The organism is Streptomyces graminofaciens, from assembly GCF_030294945.1.
Lineage (GTDB): Bacteria > Actinomycetota > Actinomycetes > Streptomycetales > Streptomycetaceae > Streptomyces > Streptomyces graminofaciens.
Genome location: NZ_AP018448.1, coordinates 5,705,927 through 5,725,255, shown reverse-complemented (window position 1 = coordinate 5,725,255; position 19,329 = coordinate 5,705,927). Strand labels below are relative to the sequence as shown.

Genomic DNA, 19,329 nt, shown 5'->3' with positions numbered 1-19,329 from the left:
CGGGGGAACCGAAGATGAGCTCTCTGACGGAAGCCCGGGAACTGCTGCGGGAGTTCCCGGTCGCCGACGGCCACAACGACCTGCCCTGGGCGCTGCGCGAGCAGGTCCGTTACGACCTCGACGCCCGTGACATCGCCACCGACCAGAGCGCCCATCTGCACACCGACCTCGCGCGGCTGCGCGCGGGCGGCGTCGGCGCGCAGTTCTGGTCGGTGTACGTCCCCTCGGACCAGCCCGACCCGACGCCCGCGACCCTCGAACAGATCGACTGCGTACGCCAGTTGATCGACCGCTACCCCGGCGAGCTGCGGGCCGCGCTGACCGCCGCCGACATGGAGACGGCCCGCGCCGAGGGCCGCGTCGCCTCCCTGATGGGCGCCGAGGGCGGCCACTCCATCTCGGACTCCCTGGCGACCCTGCGCGGGCTGTACGCGGTGGGTGTCCGGTACATGACCCTCACCCACAACGACAACGTGTCGTGGGCGGACTCCGCGACGGACGAGCCGGGCGTCGGCGGCCTGTCGGCCTTCGGCCGCGAGGTCGTACGGGAGATGAACCGACTCGGCATGCTCGTGGACCTCTCCCATGTGGCCGCGACCACGATGCGTGACGCGCTCGACGCGTCCGTCTCCCCGCTTATCTTCTCCCACTCCTCCGCGCGGGCCGTCTGCGACCACCCCCGCAACATCCCGGACGACGTCCTGGAGCGGCTGCCCGCCAACGGCGGCGTGGCCATGGTCACCTTCGTGCCGAAGTTCGTCCTCCAGGCCGCCGTCGACTGGACGGCCGCCGCCGACGAGAACCTGCGTGCCCACGGCCTGCACCACCTCGACACCACCCCCACGGCGATGAAGCTGCACCGCGCCTTCGAGGAGCGCAACCCGCGCCCGGTCGCCACCGTCGCCACGGTGGCGGACCATCTCGACCACATGCGCGAGGTCGCGGGCATCGACCACCTGGGCATCGGCGGCGACTACGACGGCACGGCCTTCACCCCCGACGGCCTCGACGACGTCTCCGGCTACCCGAACCTGATCGCCGAGCTGCTCGACCGCGGCTGGTCCAGGCCCGACCTGGCCAAGCTGACCTGGCAGAACACGGTACGGGTGCTGGGCGCGGCCGAGGACGTGGCCCGCGACCTCCAGAGCCGCACGGGCCCGTCGAACGCGACGCGGGAGCAGCTGGACGGCTGACCGCTGGCCGCCTGCGCGAGGGGGCCGGGTGGCGTAAGGGCCGTACCCCCGAAGTCCTCGGGGTCGTACCCCCGAACGCACCACCCACCAGGAAGGCGGGCGGCCCCCGTGCCACGGTGACGGTACTGCGACACCGACTGGCTAGGGAGTCCCGCCATGGCAGACCTGCAGGACGAACTGGAAGCGACAGCGGAGGCGGGTGCGCTCGACACACCGCCCGCGACGACCCGTACGACGACGACCACGGGTAGGGCGGGCACGGGTACGACGGGCACGGGCACGACGGGCACGAAGGGGAAGCGGAAGTCGAGCCACCGGAACCCGGTGGCCGAGCCCATAGCCGATTCGTCCACCGATTCGTTTACCGATTCGTCCGCCGAGCCGCCCACCGATCCGTTCGCCGAGCCTTCCGTCGAGCCTTCCGAGGCCGCAGAGCCGATGGAGGTCCTGGAGGCGGCCCACGCCTTCCTCGCCATGCACCCCGTGGCCGACGGCTACAGCGGGCTGCCGTGGGTGCTGCGCCATCTGCCCTGGTACGACCTGGAGCTGGGCGAGGGCGCCGTCGACACCGACCTCCCGCGGATGCGCAAGGGCCACGTCGGCGCGCTGTTCTGGTCGCTGCATCTGCCGGAGGGCCTCACGGGCGACCGGGCCGTCGGCGCCACCCTGGAACAGCTCGACCTGGTCAAGACGGCCGTCCACGCCCACCCCGAGGGACTCAGGCTCACGGCCGGCGCCGGTGACACCACCGACGCCCGCAACTGCGGCCGGGTCGCCGTGCTGCTCGGCCCCGCGGGCGCCCCGGCGCTCAGCGACTCCCTCGGCATCCTGCGCTCCCTGCACGCGCTCGGCCTGAAGGTCCTCACCCTCGTCGGCGCGTCCTGGGCGAGCGAGGCCGGGCTGACCCGGTTCGGCGAGGAGGTGGTCCGCGAGATGAACCGCCTCGGCGTCCTCGCCGACCTCTCCGGCGCCTCCGAGCCCACGATCAGGCGGACCCTGGTGGTCTCCCGGGCCCCGGCCCTGTGCACCCGCTCGGCGGCCGGCGCCCTGCGCCCCCACCCGGCGAACCTCCCCGACGACCTGCTCGTCGCCCTCGGTGAGACCCAGGGTCTGTGCATGGTCCCCCTGACCGCCGAGCAGACGGGCCCGTCCGTCCACGACGTCGCCGATCATCTCGACCACGTCCGCGCACTCGCGGGCCCCGAGTGCGTCGGCCTCTCCGGCACCTACGACTCCGGCGCCGCGCATCCCCAGGACCTCGCCGACGCCTCCTGCTACCCCAACCTGATCGCCGAGCTCCTCCACCGAGGCTGGTCCCCCGAAGACCTCGCCCTCCTCACCTGGGGCAACGTCCAACGAGTCCTCCGCAACGCCGACTTCGTGGCGCGAGCGGCCCAGGACCGCCGGGAGGCGTCGACGGCGAAGATCTCGGAGCTGGACGGGTGACCCCGTTCGGCGGGCGCTGAGGCAGGGCTTCAGGCCGCGCAGAGGCAGAACGGGTGCCCGGCGGGGTCCGCGTACACCCGGAAACTCCGCTTCCGATCCTCCGTGTCCAACGGCCTGGCCCCCAGCGCCAGCACCGCCTTCTCCGCCGCGTCCATGTCCTCGACCGTCAGGTCCAGATGGAACTGCTGCGAGTGGTCCGCCGAGGGCCACTCGGGCGGTACGAACCCCGGCGCCTCCTGGAACGCCAGCGAGGCGCCCCCGCCGGGCACCTCCAGGTCCACCCAGTCGCCCTGGTCGCTGACCTCCCCGCCGAGCACCTCGGCGTAGAACCCTGCGAGCGCGACCGGGTCCGGACAGTCCAGGACGACGACATCCAGCTTGGCGATGGCCATGGCCTTCTCTCCCTGCTGCTCGACATGATTACCGGTAGAATTGAGTAACCGGTAACGGTTACTGCATACTCCCGCATAAGCGGTAACGTCGCAAGCATGAGCGAGAGAACGCCCGCGCCCGGCGGCCTGGCCCTGATCCAGAGCCTGGTGAACACGTTGGACATCGAGACGGGCGCCGACGCGCTGGACACCCCCGAGGGCCGCGCGCGCCTCGACGTGCCGGAGAACTCGGACAACGAGGACATGGCCGCGGTACGCGAACTGCGCGAGTCCCTGCGTGTCACTTTGCTGGCCCACGCCGGGCACCCGCCGCACCGCACGGTGACCCCGCTCGGCGAGCTGCTGGCCGAAGCCCCGCTCCTCGTCGCGATCTCCGGCGAGGACGGCTCGGCGACCCTGCGCCCCGCCGCCGACCCCGCCCCGCTCGCCGCCCGGGTCGCCGCGGCCGTGGCCCAGGCCCTCACCGAGGGCACCTGGCAACGCCTCAAGGCCTGCGAGGCCCCCGACTGCCACTGGGCGTACTACGACCGCAGCCCGGCCGGCCGCGGCCGCTGGTGCTCGATGCAGGTGTGCGGGGCGCGCGCCAAGATGCGCAGATACCGGGCGAAGCAAACCGATGAGTCGACTGTGAAGTAAGCGCTTCGCCCCCGCCCGGCACCCGGACGGTGGAGAATGAACGCAGACGCCGTTCCGGCCGGCTGAGCCCCGGCCGGAACGGCGTCACCTTCTTGCGCGGGCGGTCGCCCTCTTACGTCAGCCAAGTCGCCTTCGTGCCTCAGCCGGTAGCCTCTTACGTCAGCCAAGTCACCGTCGTGCCTCAGCCGGTCGGCCTCTTACGCCAGGCGGTCGTCTTCTCGCCTCAGTCGGTCGGCTTCTCGCGCCAGGCGGTTGTCTTCTCGCCTCGGACGGTCGGCTTCTCGCGCCAGGCGGTCGTCTTCTCGCCTCGGACGGTCGGCCTCTCGCGCCAGGCGGTCGTCTTCTTGCCTCAGGCAGTCGCCTTCTCGCGTCAGGCGGTCGGTCGCCCCATCGCCCGGTACGTCCACCCCGCCCGCCGCCACAGCTCCGGGTCCAGCGCGTTGCGGCCGTCCAGCACGAGCCGCGTCGACGCGACCTCGCCCAGCGCCGCCGGGTCCAGCTCACGGAACTCGCGCCACTCGGTCAGATGCAGCACGATGTCGGCGCCCCGCACGGCGTCCAGCGCGGAGTCGGCGTACCCGAGCGTCGGGAAGAGCCGTCGCGCGTTGTCCATGCCCTTGGGGTCGTAGACCGTGACCTGGCCGCCCTGGAGGTGGATCTGCCCGGCCACGTTGAGGGCGGGCGAGTCGCGTACGTCGTCCGAGTCGGGCTTGAACGTGGCGCCCAGCACGGCCACCCGCTTGCCGAGGAAGGAGCCGCCGCCCAGCGCCTGCCGGGCCAGCTCCACCATCTGCCCGCGCTGGCGCATGTTGATGGAGTCGATCTCGCGCAGGAACGTCAGCGCCTGGTCGGCGCCCAGCTCACCGGCGCGGGCCATGAACGCCCGGATGTCCTTGGGCAGACAGCCGCCCCCGAAGCCGATGCCGGCCCGCAGGAACTTCCTTCCGATCCGGTCGTCGTGCCCGATCGCCTCCGCCAGCTTGGCGACGTCGCCCCCGGCGGCCTCGCACACCTCGGCCATGGCGTTGATGAAGGAGATCTTGGTGGCGAGGAAGGAGTTCGCGGAGGTCTTCACCAGCTCGGCGGTCGGGAAGTCGGTGACGACGAAGGGAGACCCCTCGCTCACCGGCGTCGCGTACACCTCGCGCAGCAGCTTCTCGGCGCGCTCGCTGCGCACCCCCACCACGACCCGGTCGGGGTGCAGCGTGTCGTTCACGGCGAAGCCCTCGCGCAGGAACTCCGGGTTCCAGGCCAGCTCGGCGTCCTCCCCGACGGGCGCGTGCTCGGCGAGATAGGCGGCCAGCCGGTCGGCGGACCCCACGGGCACGGTCGACTTGCCGACGACGAGGGCCGGGCCCGTCAGATGCGGGGCGAGCGCCGCGAAGGCGGCGTCGACGTACGACATGTCGCAGGCGTACTCGCCGTGCCGCTGCGGGGTGTTCACGCACACGAAGTGGATGTCGCCGAAGGCCGCGACCTCGGCGTAGTCGGTGGTGAAACGCAGCCGCCCGGTCGAACCCTCGATCCCCGCCACGTGCTTGCGCAGCAGTTCCTCCAACCCCGGCTCGTACATCGGGACCTCGCCGCGCCGGAGCATGTCGATCTTCTCTTCGACGACATCGAGCCCGAGCACCTCGAACCCCAGCTCGGCCATGGCCGCGGCGTGGGTGGCGCCGAGATAGCCGGTGCCGATCACGGTGATCTTGAGGGCCATGGATGCTCCTGGAATGTGCGGGGCGTGAGTGCGCTGCACGAGCATAGTCGGGGCGTGTTCGAGCCCTTCAACGGGCAGTTTTCCTCTGGCCCGTTCTCTTGTCGTCCTCTTGTCGTCAAACTCACGTACCAGTCGTGCGAGCAGGCCTCTAAAATTTGGGTTACTTAACGGTAGTTAGCGTCAGGAGCGTGAGAGACCTTGGCCGGATCGGCTGATTTCGACCTGTACCGCCCGTCCGAGGAGCACGACATGCTCCGCGACGCGATCCGCTCCCTCGCCGAGGCGAAGATCGCGCCCTACGCCGCCGTGGTGGACGAGGAGGCCCGCTTCCCGCAAGAGGCGCTGGAGGCGCTGGTCGCGGGCGACCTGCACGCCGTGCACGTACCGGAGGAGTACGGCGGCGCCGGCGCCGACGCGCTCGCCACGGTCATCGTGATCGAGGAGGTGGCCCGCGCCTGTGTGTCCTCCTCCCTCATCCCGGCCGTCAACAAGCTGGGCTCCCTCCCGGTGATCCTCTCCGGCTCCGAGGACCTGAAGAAGAAGTACCTGGGCCCCCTGGCCAAGGGCGACGCGATGTTCTCGTACTGCCTCTCCGAGCCGGACGCGGGTTCCGACGCGGCCGGCATGAAGACGAAGGCGGTCCGCGACGGCGACCACTACGTCCTCAACGGCGTGAAGCGCTGGATCACCAACGCGGGCGTGTCCGAGTACTACACGGTCATGGCGGTCACCGACCCCGCCAAGCGCTCGAAGGGCATCTCGGCCTTCGTCGTCGAGAAGTCGGACGAGGGTGTCTCCTTCGGCGCCCCCGAGAAGAAGCTGGGCATCAAGGGCTCCCCGACCCGCGAGGTCTACCTGGACAACGTCCGCATCCCCGCCGACCGCATGATCGGCGAGGAGGGCACCGGCTTCGCCACGGCGATGAAGACCCTGGACCACACCCGCATCACCATCGCCGCCCAGGCCCTCGGCGTCGCCCAGGGCGCCCTCGACTACGCCAAGGGCTATGTCCAGGAGCGCAAGCAGTTCGGCAAGCCGATCGCCGACTTCCAGGGCATCCAGTTCATGCTCGCCGACATGGCCATGAAGGTCGAGGCCGCCCGCCAGCTGACGTACGCCGCCGCCTGCAAGTCCGAGCGCGGCGACAAGGACCTCACCTTCCAGGGCGCCGCCGCCAAGTGCTTCGCCTCGGACGTCGCCATGGAGGTCACCACGGACGCGGTCCAGCTGCTGGGCGGGTACGGCTACACGCGTGACTACCCGGTCGAGCGCATGATGCGCGACGCGAAGATCACCCAGATATACGAGGGCACCAACCAGGTCCAGCGCATCGTCATGGCCCGCAACCTGCCGTAACCCTTTCGGCGCAGAGCGTACACAGCCCCCGGCATCCCGCCGGGGGCTGTCGTCATGGGTGCTGTCGGGGCGGATTGTCGCCGTCCTCCCGATGGCGCCGGGGGAGCCGCGGGCGTAGGACGGAAGAGCACGGGGCCGCCCCGGGCCCCGCTTCAGCGCCACCCCCAGGAGGAGCCATGAAGCAGCAGCAGGCCGGAACCATGTCCACCATGAGCAAGGAGATGCAGGACTGCATCGACGCGTGCATGACCGCGCACAGGCTGTGCGAGGAGACCATGAGCCACTGCATGCAGAAGGGCGGCCAGGCCCAGATGCAGGTCATGCGCGCGCTCATGGACTGCGCCGACATGACCCGCACGTGCGCGGACATGATGATGCGCGGCTCGGACATGATGACCCAGATGTGTCGCATGTGCGCCGAAGCCTGTTCCATGTGCGCGGAGGCGTGTAGTTCCATGCCGGACGATCCGCAGCTGACACGCTGCGCGGAGGCGTGTCGCCGCTGTGCCGACCTGTGCGGCGCGATGGCCTGACAGCGGGCCGAACGCGACCGAGGGGCACCCCGCACGGGGTGCCCCTCGACCATCCGGACCGTGCGGTCAGCTGTCCGACACGGTGACCGCGTCGTCGTTCCTCAGCTCCTCCACCAGCTTCTTCACCTTCGTGGTGTCCCACTGGAGGTTGCCGTTGGCGGCGTTGCCCGAGATCGGCATGTTGATCGACTTGCCGTCGCCGCTCGTCACGCCCTTCATCGCCCAGAACATGTCGGCCAGGTCGAACAGGCCCATGTCCTCGTCGACGATCAGGGTGTCCAGGCCCGCGCTCATCGTCGGGTAGAGCTTGAACGGGTTCAGGACCGTGCTCGGCGTCGCCGTCTGGCTGGCGAGGGCCGCGAGGAACTTCTGCTGGTTCTTCGTACGGTCCAGGTCGCTGCGGGCGAGCGCGTACCGCGTCCGCACGAAGGCGAGCGACTCCTCGCCGTTCAGCGTCTGCTTGCCCTCTTCGAAGTCGGCACCGGACTTGGTGTCCTTCATGCCGCCCTTGGGGATGTCGATCTCCACGCCGCCGACCGCGTCGACGATGTTGGCGAAGCCCGCGAAGCCGATCTCCACGTAGTGGTCGATCCGCAGCCCGGTGTTGGCCTCGACGGTACGGACCAGCAGCTCGGGGCCGTCCTCCGCGTACGCCGCGTTCAGCTTCACCTGGCGGCCGGTGCTCTTGTACGTCTTGCCGGACTCGGAGCCGACGAAGGTCGGGATCGTGACGTTCGAGTCACGCGGCAGCGAGATCAGCGTCGGGCCGTTCGAACCGGTGTGCAGGATCATCATCGAGTCCGTGCGCTTGCCCTCGGCCGACCCGGTGTGGAGTTCCTTCTTCTGCTCGTCGGACAGGCCCGCACGGCTGTCGGAGCCGACGATCAGGTAGTTCGTGCCCTCGCCCTCGTCCGGCCGGTCGATGACCTTGGAGAGGTCGACCTCGCGGTTCAGCTTGGAGTCGGCCCAGAAGTACGTGCCGATCGTCGTGGCGACCAGCACGGTCACGACCGAGATCGCCGTCCACTTGATCCGCTTCCGCCAGTTCGGCGCGGGGCGCTCCCCACGGCCCCCCGCGTACCCGTCGTGGCCCCCGCCGGAGCCGCCCGGCGAACCGTAGACCTGGCCGGTGTTGTAGCCGCTGTCGTACGGCTCACCGCCGCCGGCGCCCTGGCCGTAACCGTCGTTGTAGGACGGCTGCTGCGGTACGCCCCGAGGGGACGCCGCCGGGCCGCGCTGCACCTGACGCATCGCGCGCGCGTCGGGGCGTGCGCCTGCGCTTCCGTGTCCGTACCCGCCGCCGCGGTTGTCACCGGACCATCCCTCGGGCCAATCGTTCATGCGGACCAGTGTGCAGGGCAGCACTGTGTGCCGTACAAGAGTCCCCGGAGATTCGGAGCAGGGCTGTTGCCAAGCTGATGCAAAGAGCGGGGGCGCGTGGCGTGGCGGGCCCCTACCCGCACTTCACCTCGGCCCCCGTCACCACCCCGAACTCACCCTGCTGCGGGTCCTGTGCCCTGACCTTCCTGACCTGCTTGAAGTCCGTCCCGGCGATCACCTTCAGCACCGGCCCCCGGCCCGGTTCCGGTCGCAGTTCCGCGCCCGGCAGGGCCGCCGCCAGTGACTTGGCCGACAGGTCCCAGCGGGGGTCGTACAGGACGACGGTGCGGCGTACATCACGCACCTGGGCGTTCACGGGCGTACGGGTCGTCCGGAACCCGGTGGCCGCCAGCGCCCCGTCCACACGCTTGCCCAGGCCCGCGACCGTCGTGCCGTTCTCGACCTGGACGCGGATCTGCTGCGGGGCCACCTCGACCCGTACGACCTTGCTGCGGACCTTGTGGCGGGCCAGGGGGCGGTCGGCGCGCAGGGCCTCGAAAAGGAGGGCGGACCTGGTGTCGTCCCACTTCAGCGTCGAGCCGATGCCCTCCACGGCGTAGCCCATCCGCCCGATGGGGACCGTCGTGAACTCGGAGGAGGCGGGGGAGAGGTTCCGCAAGGCCCGGCCGAGGGTGATCAGCTCACCCGCGCCGAACTCCTTGTCGGCGCGCACCGAACCGAGCACGGCCCGGCTGACGTCCCGGAACTTCATCGGGTTGAGGAGCACTCCCGAGGAGGTGGCCTCGGACATCAGCGATGCCATGAAGCGCTGCTGGCGTTTCATGCGGCCCAGGTCGGAGGAGGCGTCGGTGTGACGTGAGCGGACGTACTGGAGGGCCTCGCCGCCATCGAGCCGGTGGGTGCCGGCGGGGAGGTCGAGGCCGGTGTAGGAGTCCGTCAGCGGCTGCGCGGTGCAGATCTCGACGCCGCCGAGGACGTCCACCATCTTCATGAAGCTGGTGAAGTCGACCTCGACATAGTGGTCGATCTTCACCTTGGTCATGTGCTCGACCGTCCGCACGGTGAGCTGCGGGCCGCCCTCCGCGTACGCCGCGTTCAGCTTGATGGGGTGGGCGCGGTGGGTCCGGCCCGTCGTCCGGTCGGTGTGCGGGGGCGTCTCCGCGTACGAGTCGCGCGGCAGGCTCACCACGCTCGCGCGCTCCCGGTCCGCCGAGATGTGCACGATCATCATCGTGTCCGTGCAGTGGCAGGGGGCGCCGCCGAGTCGGTATCTGCGCCGCTCCTGCTCGCTGATCTTGTCCCGGCCGTCGGTGCCGACCAGCAGGATGTTCATGCCGTGGCCCGGCTCGGGGCGGTTCTTCATGTCCTTGAAGGGGTCGACGCGGGCGATGTCGTTGTCGAGTCCGGTGACGATCGCGTGCCCGATGCCCGCGGCGGCCAGCACCACCACCGACAGCGTGGTCGCCGCCCGCATGGCCCAGTCGCGCTTTCTGCGGCGCACGGGAGGCCGAGGCTGCTGCGGCCGGGCTGGGCGGCGGGGCGGTGTGGGCACGGGGGGCACCTCCGCGGGGCCGGTCATGGGGATCCGTGGGCACCGTAGACCCTGACGGTCAGCCGCCCGTCCCGGCGGCCGGGCGGCGCGCGTCCGTGTCCCCCGTTCGCGGTAACCTGAGCCCTCTATGAACGCCAAGCCCGACGTGCAGCTCCCCGCCGTGTCCGTCATCATGCCCGTCCTCAACGAGGAGCGGCATCTGCGCGGAGCCGTCCAAGCGATCCTCGCGCAGGAGTACGCCGGCGAGATGGAGGTCGTGATCGCCCTCGGTCCGTCCACGGACCGCACGGACGAGATCGCGGCTCAGCTCGTCGCCGACGACGAGCGCGTGCACACGGTCCCCAATCCGACCGGCCGTACGCCCGCCGCGCTCAACGCCGCGATCAAGGCCTCCCGCCATCCGGTCGTCGTCCGCGTCGACGGGCACGGCATGCTGTCGCCCAACTACATCGCGACCGCCGTACGGCTCCTGGAGGAGACCGGCGCGCAGAACGTCGGCGGCATCATGCACGCCGAGGGCGAGAACGCCTGGGAGGACGCGGTCGCCGCGGCCATGACCTCGAAGATCGGGGTCGGCAACGCCGCCTTCCACACCGGGGGACAGGCCGCGCCCGCCGAGACCGTCTACCTCGGTGTCTTCCGCCGCGAGGCGCTGGAGCAACAGGGCGGCTACAACGAGGAGTTCATCCGCGCCCAGGACTGGGAGCTGAACTTCCGGATACGCGAGGCCGGTGGGCTGATCTGGTTCTCGCCCGAGCTGAAGGTGTCGTACCGGCCGCGGCCCAGCGTGAAGGCGCTGGCCAAGCAGTACAAGGACTACGGTCGTTGGCGGCACGTCGTCGCCCGTTACCACGAGGGCTCCATCAACCTGCGTTACCTGGCCCCGCCGACCGCCGTCGTGGCGATCGTCGCCGGCCTCCTCGTGGGCGCCCTGCTGACCCCTCTCGGCTTCGTGATCCCCGGCGGCTATCTCGCCGCGATCGTGCTGGGCTCGCTCCCCGCGGGCAGGGGGCTGGGGCTCAAGGCGCGCCTCCAGATCCCCCTCGCCCTCGCCACCATGCACATGTCGTGGGGCTTCGGCTTCCTCACCAGCCCGAAGGCCCTGGCGAAGAAGGTCATCGCCTCGCGGCGCCCGGCGGTTCTCAGCGAGCAGTAGGACGCCCGGCAGGACGTACGGCGGGCCGACCGGGAGTTTCCTTCCCGGTCGGCCCGTTGCTCGTTGCCCGCAGGTCGCAGGTCGCAGGTCGCAGGTCGCAGGTCGCAGGTCGCAGGTCGTATCCCGCATCTCGCAGGAGAAGCGTAATAAAGGGCCCATCCCGCTCTCCCGCGAGATGGGCCCCCGACCGGTCGGCTACCAGGTGAAGTTCGGGTTCACCTTCATGCAGGCCGACTTGTCCGCGCCGTTCAGGGCGTCCGCCGACTTCGGAGTCTTGTCGTCCTCCTTCTCGGCCTCGTACTTCGTCCCGTCCCGCCAGTCGGCGCCGACGACGAGCGTGACCCCGCTGACGTTCGTCGACTTCTCCACCTGGCTCATCGGGATGCCGAGCGCCTTGGCCACCGCCTGGGCGTCCCCCTCCAGCTCGGCGCTCGGGTAGCGCACCACCGTCTTGTCCGCGGTGGTCGCGGTCGTCGTGTCGGACGTGGTCCTGGTGAAGCCCTCACCGACCAGCAGTTGCGCCACCGTGTGCGCGCGGCCGCTGACCGGGGCGAGGGTGGAGGTCTGCGTGCCGTTCTGCACGAGGACGCCGATCTTGTCGTCCGCGGCGGCCGGGTCGTCGGACGACTCGTCCTCGGTCGTCGTCTTCTTCTTCGCGTCCTTGCCGTCCAGCGCGACGTCCTCGCGCACCAGCCGGAACAGCTTCTCCGCGTCGGCCTCCTTGGGCTTCACGCGGGCGCCGACGTACGTGTACGGCATCGTCGTCATCGTGATCCGCGCCGGCTCGACCTTGCGCAGCTCGGTGCTCAGGTCGTACAGCTTCGCCACCGAGCCGAGGCCCTCGTCGACGGTGAGCGCCGTCGTGGCCTCCTCGGCGAGCTTGCGCAGCTTGTTCGGGTTGGTGATCGTCGCGTTCTCGCGCAACTCGCGGACCATCGAGTTCATGTACATGTGCTGTGCCTTGGCGCGCGCGATGTCACTGCCGTCCTCGAAGCCGTACCGGGTGCGCAGCCACTGCAGGGCCTGCTTGCCCTGGATGTACGTGGTGCCTTCCTTCAGCTTCAGCCCCGAGCCCTTGCCCTCGCTGGTGTGCGAGTAGATGTTGGCCTTCACGCACACCGGCACACCGCCGATCGCGTCGGCCATCGACACCACACCGGAGAAGTCGACCATCATGAAGTGGTCGATGTGGATGCCGGTCAGCTCCTGCCAGGTGGCGACCGTACAGCCGGGGCCGCCGCGGCGCAGCGACTCGTTGGTCATCGTGTAGGTCAGCGCCTCGTACACCTCGCCGCTGTCCGGGTCGGTGCACTTGGGGATGTCGAGCAGGGTGTCGCGGGGCATGCTGACGACCGACATGTTGGTGCGGTCGGCGGACAGGTGCAGCAGCATCTGCACATCGGCGAGCGGTGGGCCGTTGAAGGTCTCCTTGGCGCCGCCGAGCTTCTGGTTCTCCTTGCTGTCCCGCGCGTCGGAGCCTATGAGCAGGATGTTCAGCGGGGTCTGGCCCGCCGCGTTCGGCGTCGGCTCGGCGATCTTGGTGTCGCCGAGGTTGAGCTTCTCCTTCTTGATGTTGGCGTTGAGGTGCTGGTAGTAGAGATAACCGGCGCCCCCGGTGCCGAGTATCACCACCGCCAGGACGATCGCCGACCAGCGCAGCACCCGTCTGCGGCGTGGCCGCTCGGGAGCGCCGGCCCGCCTACGCCCGCCGCCGCCACCGCGCCGGTCGGACCCGCGCTGCTCGGGCACCCGAACCGTCAGGCCCTCGCCCTCGTCATCGCCGTACGAGCCGCCCTGCGAGTCACCCTCAGCGGGTTCCCCGACTCGCGGCCGCCCCCCGTCCCCGCGCACATCGCTCCGCACCATTGCCCTGCCCCTCCCCACCCTGCCGTGCCGACGGGCCCGCGCCCGCCTCCTGTTGGACCGTCGAGACCCCAACGGGGATGTAGTCATGCCCTGTTGAACGCGCGTCGCGTTCTGTTCGGATGACACCCGTCGTGCGTCGCTTCGGTTACGCGTACGTACGGTCGGACGCCGTACGTGGATTCGCACATGCGTCCTCGCGCCCGGCCGGCCGGGCGCGTCAACAGCTCGCGCCGGACCGGCGGACGACAGCTTTGCGTTCTGTCAGACGCTCGAAGGCCCCTTCAGGTCACCTCGGGACGTCAACTGGCGCAGGTTTTCTTGTCCGCGGTGCTCTTGTCGACGTCCAGATCGGCCGCCGAGGACCCGCTCAGGGGCACCCCCGCGCCCTTGAAGTCCTTGCCCAGGGTCAGCACCATCGCGGGCAGCCCCTGTGCGTTGGTCTCGCTGTTGCCCTTGCCGGGCTTCAGCGCCGACGCGGACAGTCCCATGAGATCGGCCAGCTTGCGTGCCTGGTCGGCCTGGTCGGGATCGTACGCGAGGGTCGTCTTGGACAGCGTCTCGTCGGCGTTGCCGAGCTGGCTCGACTTCGTGACGCCGACATCATTCTGCATCCAGTTAAGAGTGTCCTGTGCGCTGCCGGCGACGGCCCCGCCGTTGTAGACGTTGACCCGGACCTCGGAGGCGTCGGCGCGCGAGCCCTTGAGCTTCGCGGCCTCCTTCGCCTTGGCCTTCTTCTTCACCTCGGTCAGCGAGATGTCGTTCTTGATCGTTTCGAACAGCTGCTCGGCCTTGCCGGGCGTGGGCAGCACGGTCGCGCCGTCGGTGTTGTCGACGACCGGCACGGTCGTGAAGGTGATGTTCTTCGTGCTGACCTTGCCGACCTCCTGGCCGAGCGAGGCCAGCTTCTTGATGTCGCCGAGGTTGTCGTCCACGGACAGCGCGTCGGTGGCCGCCTCCGCCAGGCTCAGCACCTTCTTCGGGCTGGTGAGCGTGTCCTCCGACTTCATCTGCCGGATCATCGAGCTGAGGAACTGCTGCTGGAGCTTGATCCGGCTCAGGTCGCTGCCGAGGCCGACGCTGTAGCGGGTGCGCAGGAACGACAGAGCCGTCTCGCCCTGGATGACGTGCTCGCCCTTGGTGAGGTCGAGCTTCGACTTCTCGTCCTTGATGTCCTTCTCCAGGCACACCTTGACGCCGCCGATGGCCGTGGAGAGCGTCTTCACCGCGTTGAAGTCGGCCACCATGAAGTGGTCGGGGACGATCCCTGTCAGCTCCGTGACGGTCCGCATCGTGCAGCTCGGGGTACGGCCGTACTGGCCGAGGCTCGTGTTGAACCGGACGTCGGTCGTGCCCTGGATGTTCTCCTTGGACCCGTCCGCCTGCGTGGTCTCGCAGTCAGGGATGTCCACGATCATGTCCCGGGGGATGCTCATCGCGGTCGCGTTCGTCCGGTCCTTGGACACATGCAGCAGGATCGTGGTGTCCGCGTGACCGACGCTGCCCGAGTCGCCGTACTTCTCGTTGCCCGCGCCCGTGCGCTTGTCCGTGCCGATCACCAGCAGGTTGATCGCCCGGTCCTTGCTGAAGCCGCCGGTGCTCGCCCCGTCGTCCGGGATCTTGTCGATGTTGTCGTTGAGGTGCTGGTAATACAGATAGCCCGCGGTGCTCACGCCGACCAGCACGAAGGCGAGCGTGCCGCCGGTCCACATCAGTATCCGCTTGCCGGTGGACTTCTTCTTGGGCTTCGCCTTGCTCCGCCCGCCGCGCCGACCGGGCAGCGGGTCCTCCTCGGGCGCCCCCCGCCGACGGCGCGGGCCCGGCACGACCTCGGGAATCTCCCGGGTGTCCGGCGCCGCGGCGGTCGTCGCGGTCCGCCCCCCGCCACCGCTCGCGGCGGCACCGGCCCGACGGGGCCTCGGCACCCCCGATTGCGGTGCGGAAGGGCTCAGTCGCAGTTCGTATTCACCGGTGCTCGGGTTGAGTACCCACTGGTCTGCGGGGTCGATGTCGTCCGCCCGCCCACGGCCTTGCGCGTCCACGGTTGTCTGATTCCTCCGTCGGGGCCACGCGGCGCCTTCCCCCTCAAAAGACGCTCGGGTCTCGCTGCAAGTGGTGCGCGACCGAAGGGCCTGACACACCGGATCGCTCACACTATCCGCCCGATCAGGCGGCAAGCGACGACGGTGAGAAATTCCACGTCTCTACATCCGGGCAATCTGCCCATTTCCTAGAGCATTTGTTCCACGTGTTGACGTGTGCTTTACCTGCGGGTGTCCAGAACTGTTACCCGCAGGCGTCCTCCGCGGCCGTACTCCCGCGGAAAGTGGGCGCGGATTCGGGTGTGCGGGCCGGACTTTCGGATCCGCTCCTCCCGGTCTTCTCTGTGCGTTCCTTTGGGAGTTCCTTTGCCACGACCACGGGTGAGTCCGACCGGAGTCGGGCGAAGAGCTGTTGAGCCTCGGGCTCGACGAGCTGGTCCCGATTCCGGTCATAGGCGTACGACTTCCTCGGAACAGTCAGAAATTGCACCCTTTCCGTGGGAATCATGCGCATTCCGCGCGCAAGGTCGTAGAGGGCACGCAGACTCGCCAGCCCCGGGTCGGTGGTGAGCGAGGAGGTGGCCGCGTCCAGCACCGGATAGAGCTTCACCGGGTTCAGCAGTACGTCGTTGCTGCGCACCTTTGTGACCAGCGCGCCCAGGAACCGCTGCTGCCGGTCCATCCGCTCGGTGTCGCTGCCGTCGCCGAGAGTTTTGCGGGCCCGCACATATCCCAGCGCCTGTTCCCCGCCCAGCCGCACCTTCCCGGCGGGCAGCCGCAGCTTGGCGGCCTTGTCGTCGATGGGCTCCTTCAGGCACACCTCGACACCGTCGACCGCGTCGACCATCTCCTTGAACCCGCTGAAGTCCACGACGACGTGGTGGTCGACACGAACGTCCGTCAGCTTCTCGACCGTACGGATCGTGCAGGCCGAACCCCCGGTCTGGAACGCGGAGTTGAACATCGCGAACGTCGGCTCGGTCCGGCTCCCGTCAGCCTGCCGGCAGCTCGGCACGTCCACCATCAGATCCCGGGGCAGCGAAACGGCGGTCGCGCCGTGCCGGTCGGCGGCCAGATGCAGGAGGATGGTCGTGTCCGACCGCTCGGTGCCGGAATCCCGCCCGTATTTGCCGTTGTCGTCGCCCGACCGCGAGTCCGACCCGATCAGCAGGATGTTCTGCGCGCCCCGCACCAGCGAGGTCGGCCGCTCCTTCTCGTACCGGGCCAGCTCGTCCGCCGCCGTGTGGTCGGACGTGATGTTCCCGTCCAGCTTCTCGTACGCGGCCCACCCGAGCCCGAGCGCCACCATCAGCAGGCCGCCGGTAACCCCGCCGGCCCACCGCAGCCACCGTCGCCGCCGCCGACGCACGATCCCCTGCCCACCGGCCGACCCACCCGCACCGGGCCCGGACGCGCGGGCCCCACCTCGGTCCTTGCCCACTTCGGATTCACCCCTCCCGGCGTACGAGCGTGCAGTGCTCCTACGACGATGGCGCGGGGGGAGGGGCGGGGCTGGGTGGGGGTGGGCCGAATGGGGGGTGACTCTCTGTGCTCGGGAGCTGCGCGAGCGACCACGAACAACCGCGGTCGCCCCACAACCTCACCGAAACGGCGCTACCGCGAGGTCGCGGTGACCCGCTCACTCTCGATCCGCTTGTCCAACGCGCCCTCTCCCAACTGCTCAAGATGCCGACACAGCACCACGGACCCCCCGGTGGCGAGGGGCGCGTACAACCCGGCGCTCAACCCTTCCCACGTGTCGTACCCCAGCCCCGACAACAACCGGGACCCCGGCCCGGTCAACCCCAGCCCCGTCGCCTCGTCCCGCGCCCGCTCCACGACCTCCGCCCCGCTGAACTCCCGCCCGGCCACGATCAACGCGGGCTCGTCGGGATCGACGGAGGCATACGGTACGAAACGGTCACCCTGTGACGGCACCTCGACGGCGTAGTCGACGAACCCGGCCGGGGGCTGGGGGAACCGCCCGCCCAGCGGCCGCAACGCGAGCGCGACCCGCTCCCCGCGGCACGCCAGCGCAGCGTCCAGCGTGTCCGGCCCGCTGACCACGACGTCGGCCGCGGCAGGATCTCCGGCCACGTCCGCGACGACACCCACGGACGAACAGGCGAGCAGCCACACGGCCGTCTGCCAGTGCGCGGGCAGCAGCAGCGCGACCCGGTCGCCGGGCTCCACGGACAGCTCGCCCTGGAGCAGATTCGCGGTCTTGGCCACCCAATTGGCGAAGGTGGCCACGGACAATTCGACGCGCTCGCCCGTGGCGTCGTCGTAGAAGGTCACCAGGGGGCGCGCGGGATCGGCGGCGAGCGCGGATCGCAGCAGGTCGGCAGGGGTGCGGTCGGTGGCGGTCACGCGCGTAAGCGTACGCGGGGACGGCATGTCGACGAGGCCCGGGCGGAGCTGACGGGCCACCGGTTCGGCGGAGCGCGACCGACAGTTCGTCAATTCCGGCTCGATTCACCATTAGACAGGTATGTACGACTATGTTCATGATCCGACGTATGCGTAGATATCGACTCCTCGCTTCCTCGATCGGCGTGACCTGCGCGGCGGCCCTCGCACTCCCGGCGGCGCTGCTCACCACTGCCGTTGCTTCCGACCGGGCGGCCCCCGAGGCCCCCGCCCCTGTCCCCGGCAACACCCAGTCGCTCCCCCTGGTCCCGCGCGGCGACGACCGGGCCTCGGGCGCCCCCGAACAGGGGCTGAGCCGCCGGGACGTACGGTCGTTCTCACTCCTCGGCGTCGTCTGGGACGATCCGGACACCGAACTGCTGGGCCGCGTCCAGGTCCGGACGCGCGCGACCGGCACCACCCGCTGGACGGGTTGGCAGAACGTCGAGACGCACAACCACGGGCACGCCGCCGACCCGGACACCGCCGAACGCGCCTCGGGCCGGGTGCGCGGCTCCACCGCCCCGCTGTGGGTGGGCGAATCCGACGGGGTCGAGGTACGCGTCCGCGCGGAGGCCCGGGGCCGTACGGGCGCGTCGGGCGTTCAGATGCTTCCGAACGGACTACGCCTGGAACTGGTCGACCCCGGCGGCTTCGCGGAAGCGGCCGGTACGTCCGGCCCGAAGGGCAAGGGGGCGCCGGAGCCGCCCGGCACCGCACCCGCGGACACCCCGCGCCTCGGCGCGCTGACCGCCGAGTCGGCCGCCGCGTCCGCCGTGAACGCCGATCTCGCGCCACTGGGCGCCGCCGAGATCCCGGCGCTGTCCCGGCGCGAGACGGCGGAGCAGGTCGTGGGGCTGGAGCCCGGGGCGAAGCCGTACATCGGGCCGCGCCCCCGGATCGTCACGCGCCGCGGCTGGGGTGCCGACGAGAAGCTTCGCGAGCGCGACTTCCGCTACACCACGCGGGTCAGCGCGGCCTTCGTGCACCACACGGCCTCGGGGAACAACTACACCTGCGCGCAGGCGCCTTCCGTCATCCGCAGTATCTACCGCTACCACGTGGTGAGCAGCGGCTGGCGCGACATCGGCTACAACTTCCTCATCGACAAGTGCGGAAACATCTACGAGGGGCGCGCGGGCGGTGTGGCCAAGCCGGTGATGGGCGCCCACACGCTCGGGTTCAACACCAACAGCATGGGGATCGCGGTGATCGGCAGTTTCAGCACCTCCAAGCCGGCGGGTGCGGCCGTGAAGGCGATCGCGCAGCTCACCGCCTGGAAACTAGGACTTTACCGGGCGGACCCGCTTGGAAAGACGTACCTGACGTCTGGAGGTGGCAATCTCTACCGAAAAGGTAAGAAGGTACGACTGAACGTGATCTCCGGCCACCGTGACGGGTTCGCGACCGACTGTCCGGGGAAGCGCCTGTACGGAAAACTCGGCGCGGTTCGCTCGGAGGCCGCCCGCTATCAGGGCCGATAGGGCGATGGCGGCGGCAGGGTGAAGGGGGGACCGGGTGGTGACGCATCACCCGGCTGACCGGGTGCCGGCCGGCGATCGCGACCGAGGCCGTGCCCTGTTCACAGACAGCTCGCGGCGTTTGCACGCGCCGCCTGGGAACAGGGAACCACGGCCGCCGAAGGCGCCATCGAACGGTCTGCATACATCGGCCGGCCGAAAGCGAGTTCGGCCGG

At 69.9% G+C, this 19,329-nt stretch carries 15 protein-coding genes; 7 read left to right on the top strand and 8 right to left on the bottom strand.

Going from position 1 to position 19,329, the window contains the following annotated elements; genetic code table 11:
* The first annotated feature begins 14 nt into the window (after positions 1–14).
* Positions 15–1,193, top strand: coding sequence for a dipeptidase (locus SGFS_RS24430; protein WP_286253457.1), 1,179 nt, complete (start codon positions 15–17; stop codon positions 1,191–1,193).
* A 156-nt stretch (positions 1,194–1,349) separates the two neighbouring features.
* Positions 1,350–2,639 carry a dipeptidase gene (locus tag SGFS_RS24425; protein WP_286253456.1) on the top strand — a complete coding sequence of 430 codons (1,290 nt, stop codon included), beginning with the start codon at positions 1,350–1,352 and terminating at the stop codon, positions 2,637–2,639.
* A gap of 29 nt (positions 2,640–2,668) precedes the next feature.
* Here SGFS_RS24425 and SGFS_RS24420 read toward each other — a convergent pair whose 3' ends face one another.
* Positions 2,669–3,031, bottom strand: a complete 363-nt coding sequence (locus tag SGFS_RS24420; RefSeq protein ID WP_286253455.1) for a VOC family protein — start codon at positions 3,029–3,031, stop codon at positions 2,669–2,671.
* A 96-nt stretch (positions 3,032–3,127) separates the two neighbouring features.
* Between SGFS_RS24420 and SGFS_RS24415 the strand changes: the two genes are divergently transcribed.
* Positions 3,128–3,667 (top strand): CGNR zinc finger domain-containing protein, encoded by a 540-nt coding sequence (locus SGFS_RS24415; RefSeq protein ID WP_286253454.1) that lies wholly within the window; start codon positions 3,128–3,130, stop codon positions 3,665–3,667.
* 370 nt (positions 3,668–4,037) lie between these two features.
* Here SGFS_RS24415 and SGFS_RS24410 read toward each other — a convergent pair whose 3' ends face one another.
* On the bottom strand, positions 4,038–5,381 hold the full coding sequence (locus SGFS_RS24410; protein WP_286253453.1) for a UDP-glucose dehydrogenase family protein: 1,344 nt from the start codon (positions 5,379–5,381) through the stop codon (positions 4,038–4,040).
* Between the two features lie 198 nt (positions 5,382–5,579).
* Here SGFS_RS24410 and SGFS_RS24405 point away from each other — a divergent pair, with 198 nt between their 5' ends.
* Both SGFS_RS24405 and SGFS_RS24400 read left to right on the top strand, forming a co-directional pair.
* Positions 5,580–6,737 carry an acyl-CoA dehydrogenase gene (locus SGFS_RS24405; protein ID WP_286253452.1) on the top strand — a complete coding sequence of 386 codons (1,158 nt, stop codon included), beginning with the start codon at positions 5,580–5,582 and terminating at the stop codon, positions 6,735–6,737.
* Positions 6,738–6,913: 176 nt separating this feature from the next.
* Positions 6,914–7,270, top strand: a complete 357-nt coding sequence (locus SGFS_RS24400) for a four-helix bundle copper-binding protein (protein ID WP_286253451.1) — start codon at positions 6,914–6,916, stop codon at positions 7,268–7,270.
* 66 nt (positions 7,271–7,336) lie between these two features.
* Here the strand turns inward: SGFS_RS24400 and SGFS_RS24395 are convergent, their stop codons facing one another.
* Together SGFS_RS24395 and SGFS_RS24390 are read right to left on the bottom strand one after the other, a co-directional pair.
* A complete protein-coding gene (locus tag SGFS_RS24395; protein WP_286253449.1) occupies positions 7,337–8,611 on the bottom strand; it encodes an LCP family protein in 1,275 nt (424 codons plus the stop codon).
* A gap of 112 nt (positions 8,612–8,723) precedes the next feature.
* The gene (locus tag SGFS_RS24390) at positions 8,724–10,163 is read right to left on the bottom strand and encodes an LCP family protein (RefSeq protein WP_461850771.1); all 1,440 of its coding nucleotides are present in this window, start codon (positions 10,161–10,163) and stop codon (positions 8,724–8,726) included.
* 127 nt (positions 10,164–10,290) lie between these two features.
* On the opposite strand from SGFS_RS24390, the gene SGFS_RS24385 reads away from it, so the two are divergent.
* The gene (locus SGFS_RS24385; RefSeq protein ID WP_286253445.1) at positions 10,291–11,319 is read left to right on the top strand and encodes a glycosyltransferase family 2 protein; all 1,029 of its coding nucleotides are present in this window, start codon (positions 10,291–10,293) and stop codon (positions 11,317–11,319) included.
* 195 nt (positions 11,320–11,514) lie between these two features.
* On the opposite strand, the gene SGFS_RS24380 is transcribed toward SGFS_RS24385, so the two are convergent.
* The 4 genes from SGFS_RS24380 to SGFS_RS24365 form a co-directional block, all read right to left on the bottom strand.
* The gene (locus SGFS_RS24380; protein WP_286253444.1) at positions 11,515–13,185 is read right to left on the bottom strand and encodes an LCP family protein; all 1,671 of its coding nucleotides are present in this window, start codon (positions 13,183–13,185) and stop codon (positions 11,515–11,517) included.
* A 299-nt stretch (positions 13,186–13,484) separates the two neighbouring features.
* Positions 13,485–15,224: an LCP family protein gene (locus SGFS_RS24375; RefSeq protein WP_286253443.1), complete on the bottom strand. Its 1,740-nt coding sequence runs from the start codon at positions 15,222–15,224 to the stop codon at positions 13,485–13,487.
* A 244-nt stretch (positions 15,225–15,468) separates the two neighbouring features.
* The gene (locus SGFS_RS24370) at positions 15,469–16,665 is read right to left on the bottom strand and encodes an LCP family protein (RefSeq protein ID WP_286253442.1); all 1,197 of its coding nucleotides are present in this window, start codon (positions 16,663–16,665) and stop codon (positions 15,469–15,471) included.
* 173 nt (positions 16,666–16,838) lie between these two features.
* On the bottom strand, positions 16,839–17,594 hold the full coding sequence (locus SGFS_RS24365) for a TIGR03089 family protein (protein ID WP_286253441.1): 756 nt from the start codon (positions 17,592–17,594) through the stop codon (positions 16,839–16,841).
* A gap of 149 nt (positions 17,595–17,743) precedes the next feature.
* Between SGFS_RS24365 and SGFS_RS24360 the strand changes: the two genes are divergently transcribed.
* Positions 17,744–19,117, top strand: coding sequence for a peptidoglycan recognition protein family protein (locus SGFS_RS24360; RefSeq protein WP_286253440.1), 1,374 nt, complete (start codon positions 17,744–17,746; stop codon positions 19,115–19,117).
* Positions 19,118–19,329: the final 212 nt, after the last annotated feature.

Bases quoted from the DNA above. Each gene is read 5' to 3' on its own strand.
- SGFS_RS24380 (WP_286253444.1), bottom strand. From the start codon at position 13,185: ATGGTGCGGAGCGATGTGCGCGGGGACGGGGGGCGGCCGCGAGTCGGG.
- SGFS_RS24420 (WP_286253455.1), bottom strand. From the start codon at position 3,031: ATGGCCATCGCCAAGCTGGATGTCGTCGTCCTGGACTGTCCGGACCCG.
- SGFS_RS24415 (WP_286253454.1), top strand. From the start codon at position 3,128: ATGAGCGAGAGAACGCCCGCGCCCGGCGGCCTGGCCCTGATCCAGAGC.
- SGFS_RS24425 (WP_286253456.1), top strand. From the start codon at position 1,350: ATGGCAGACCTGCAGGACGAACTGGAAGCGACAGCGGAGGCGGGTGCG.
- SGFS_RS24410 (WP_286253453.1), bottom strand. From the start codon at position 5,381: ATGGCCCTCAAGATCACCGTGATCGGCACCGGCTATCTCGGCGCCACC.
- SGFS_RS24400 (WP_286253451.1), top strand. From the start codon at position 6,914: ATGAAGCAGCAGCAGGCCGGAACCATGTCCACCATGAGCAAGGAGATG.
- SGFS_RS24430 (WP_286253457.1), top strand. From the start codon at position 15: ATGAGCTCTCTGACGGAAGCCCGGGAACTGCTGCGGGAGTTCCCGGTC.
- SGFS_RS24385 (WP_286253445.1), top strand. From the start codon at position 10,291: ATGAACGCCAAGCCCGACGTGCAGCTCCCCGCCGTGTCCGTCATCATG.
- SGFS_RS24360 (WP_286253440.1), top strand. From the start codon at position 17,744: ATGCGTAGATATCGACTCCTCGCTTCCTCGATCGGCGTGACCTGCGCG.
- SGFS_RS24395 (WP_286253449.1), bottom strand. From the start codon at position 8,611: ATGAACGATTGGCCCGAGGGATGGTCCGGTGACAACCGCGGCGGCGGG.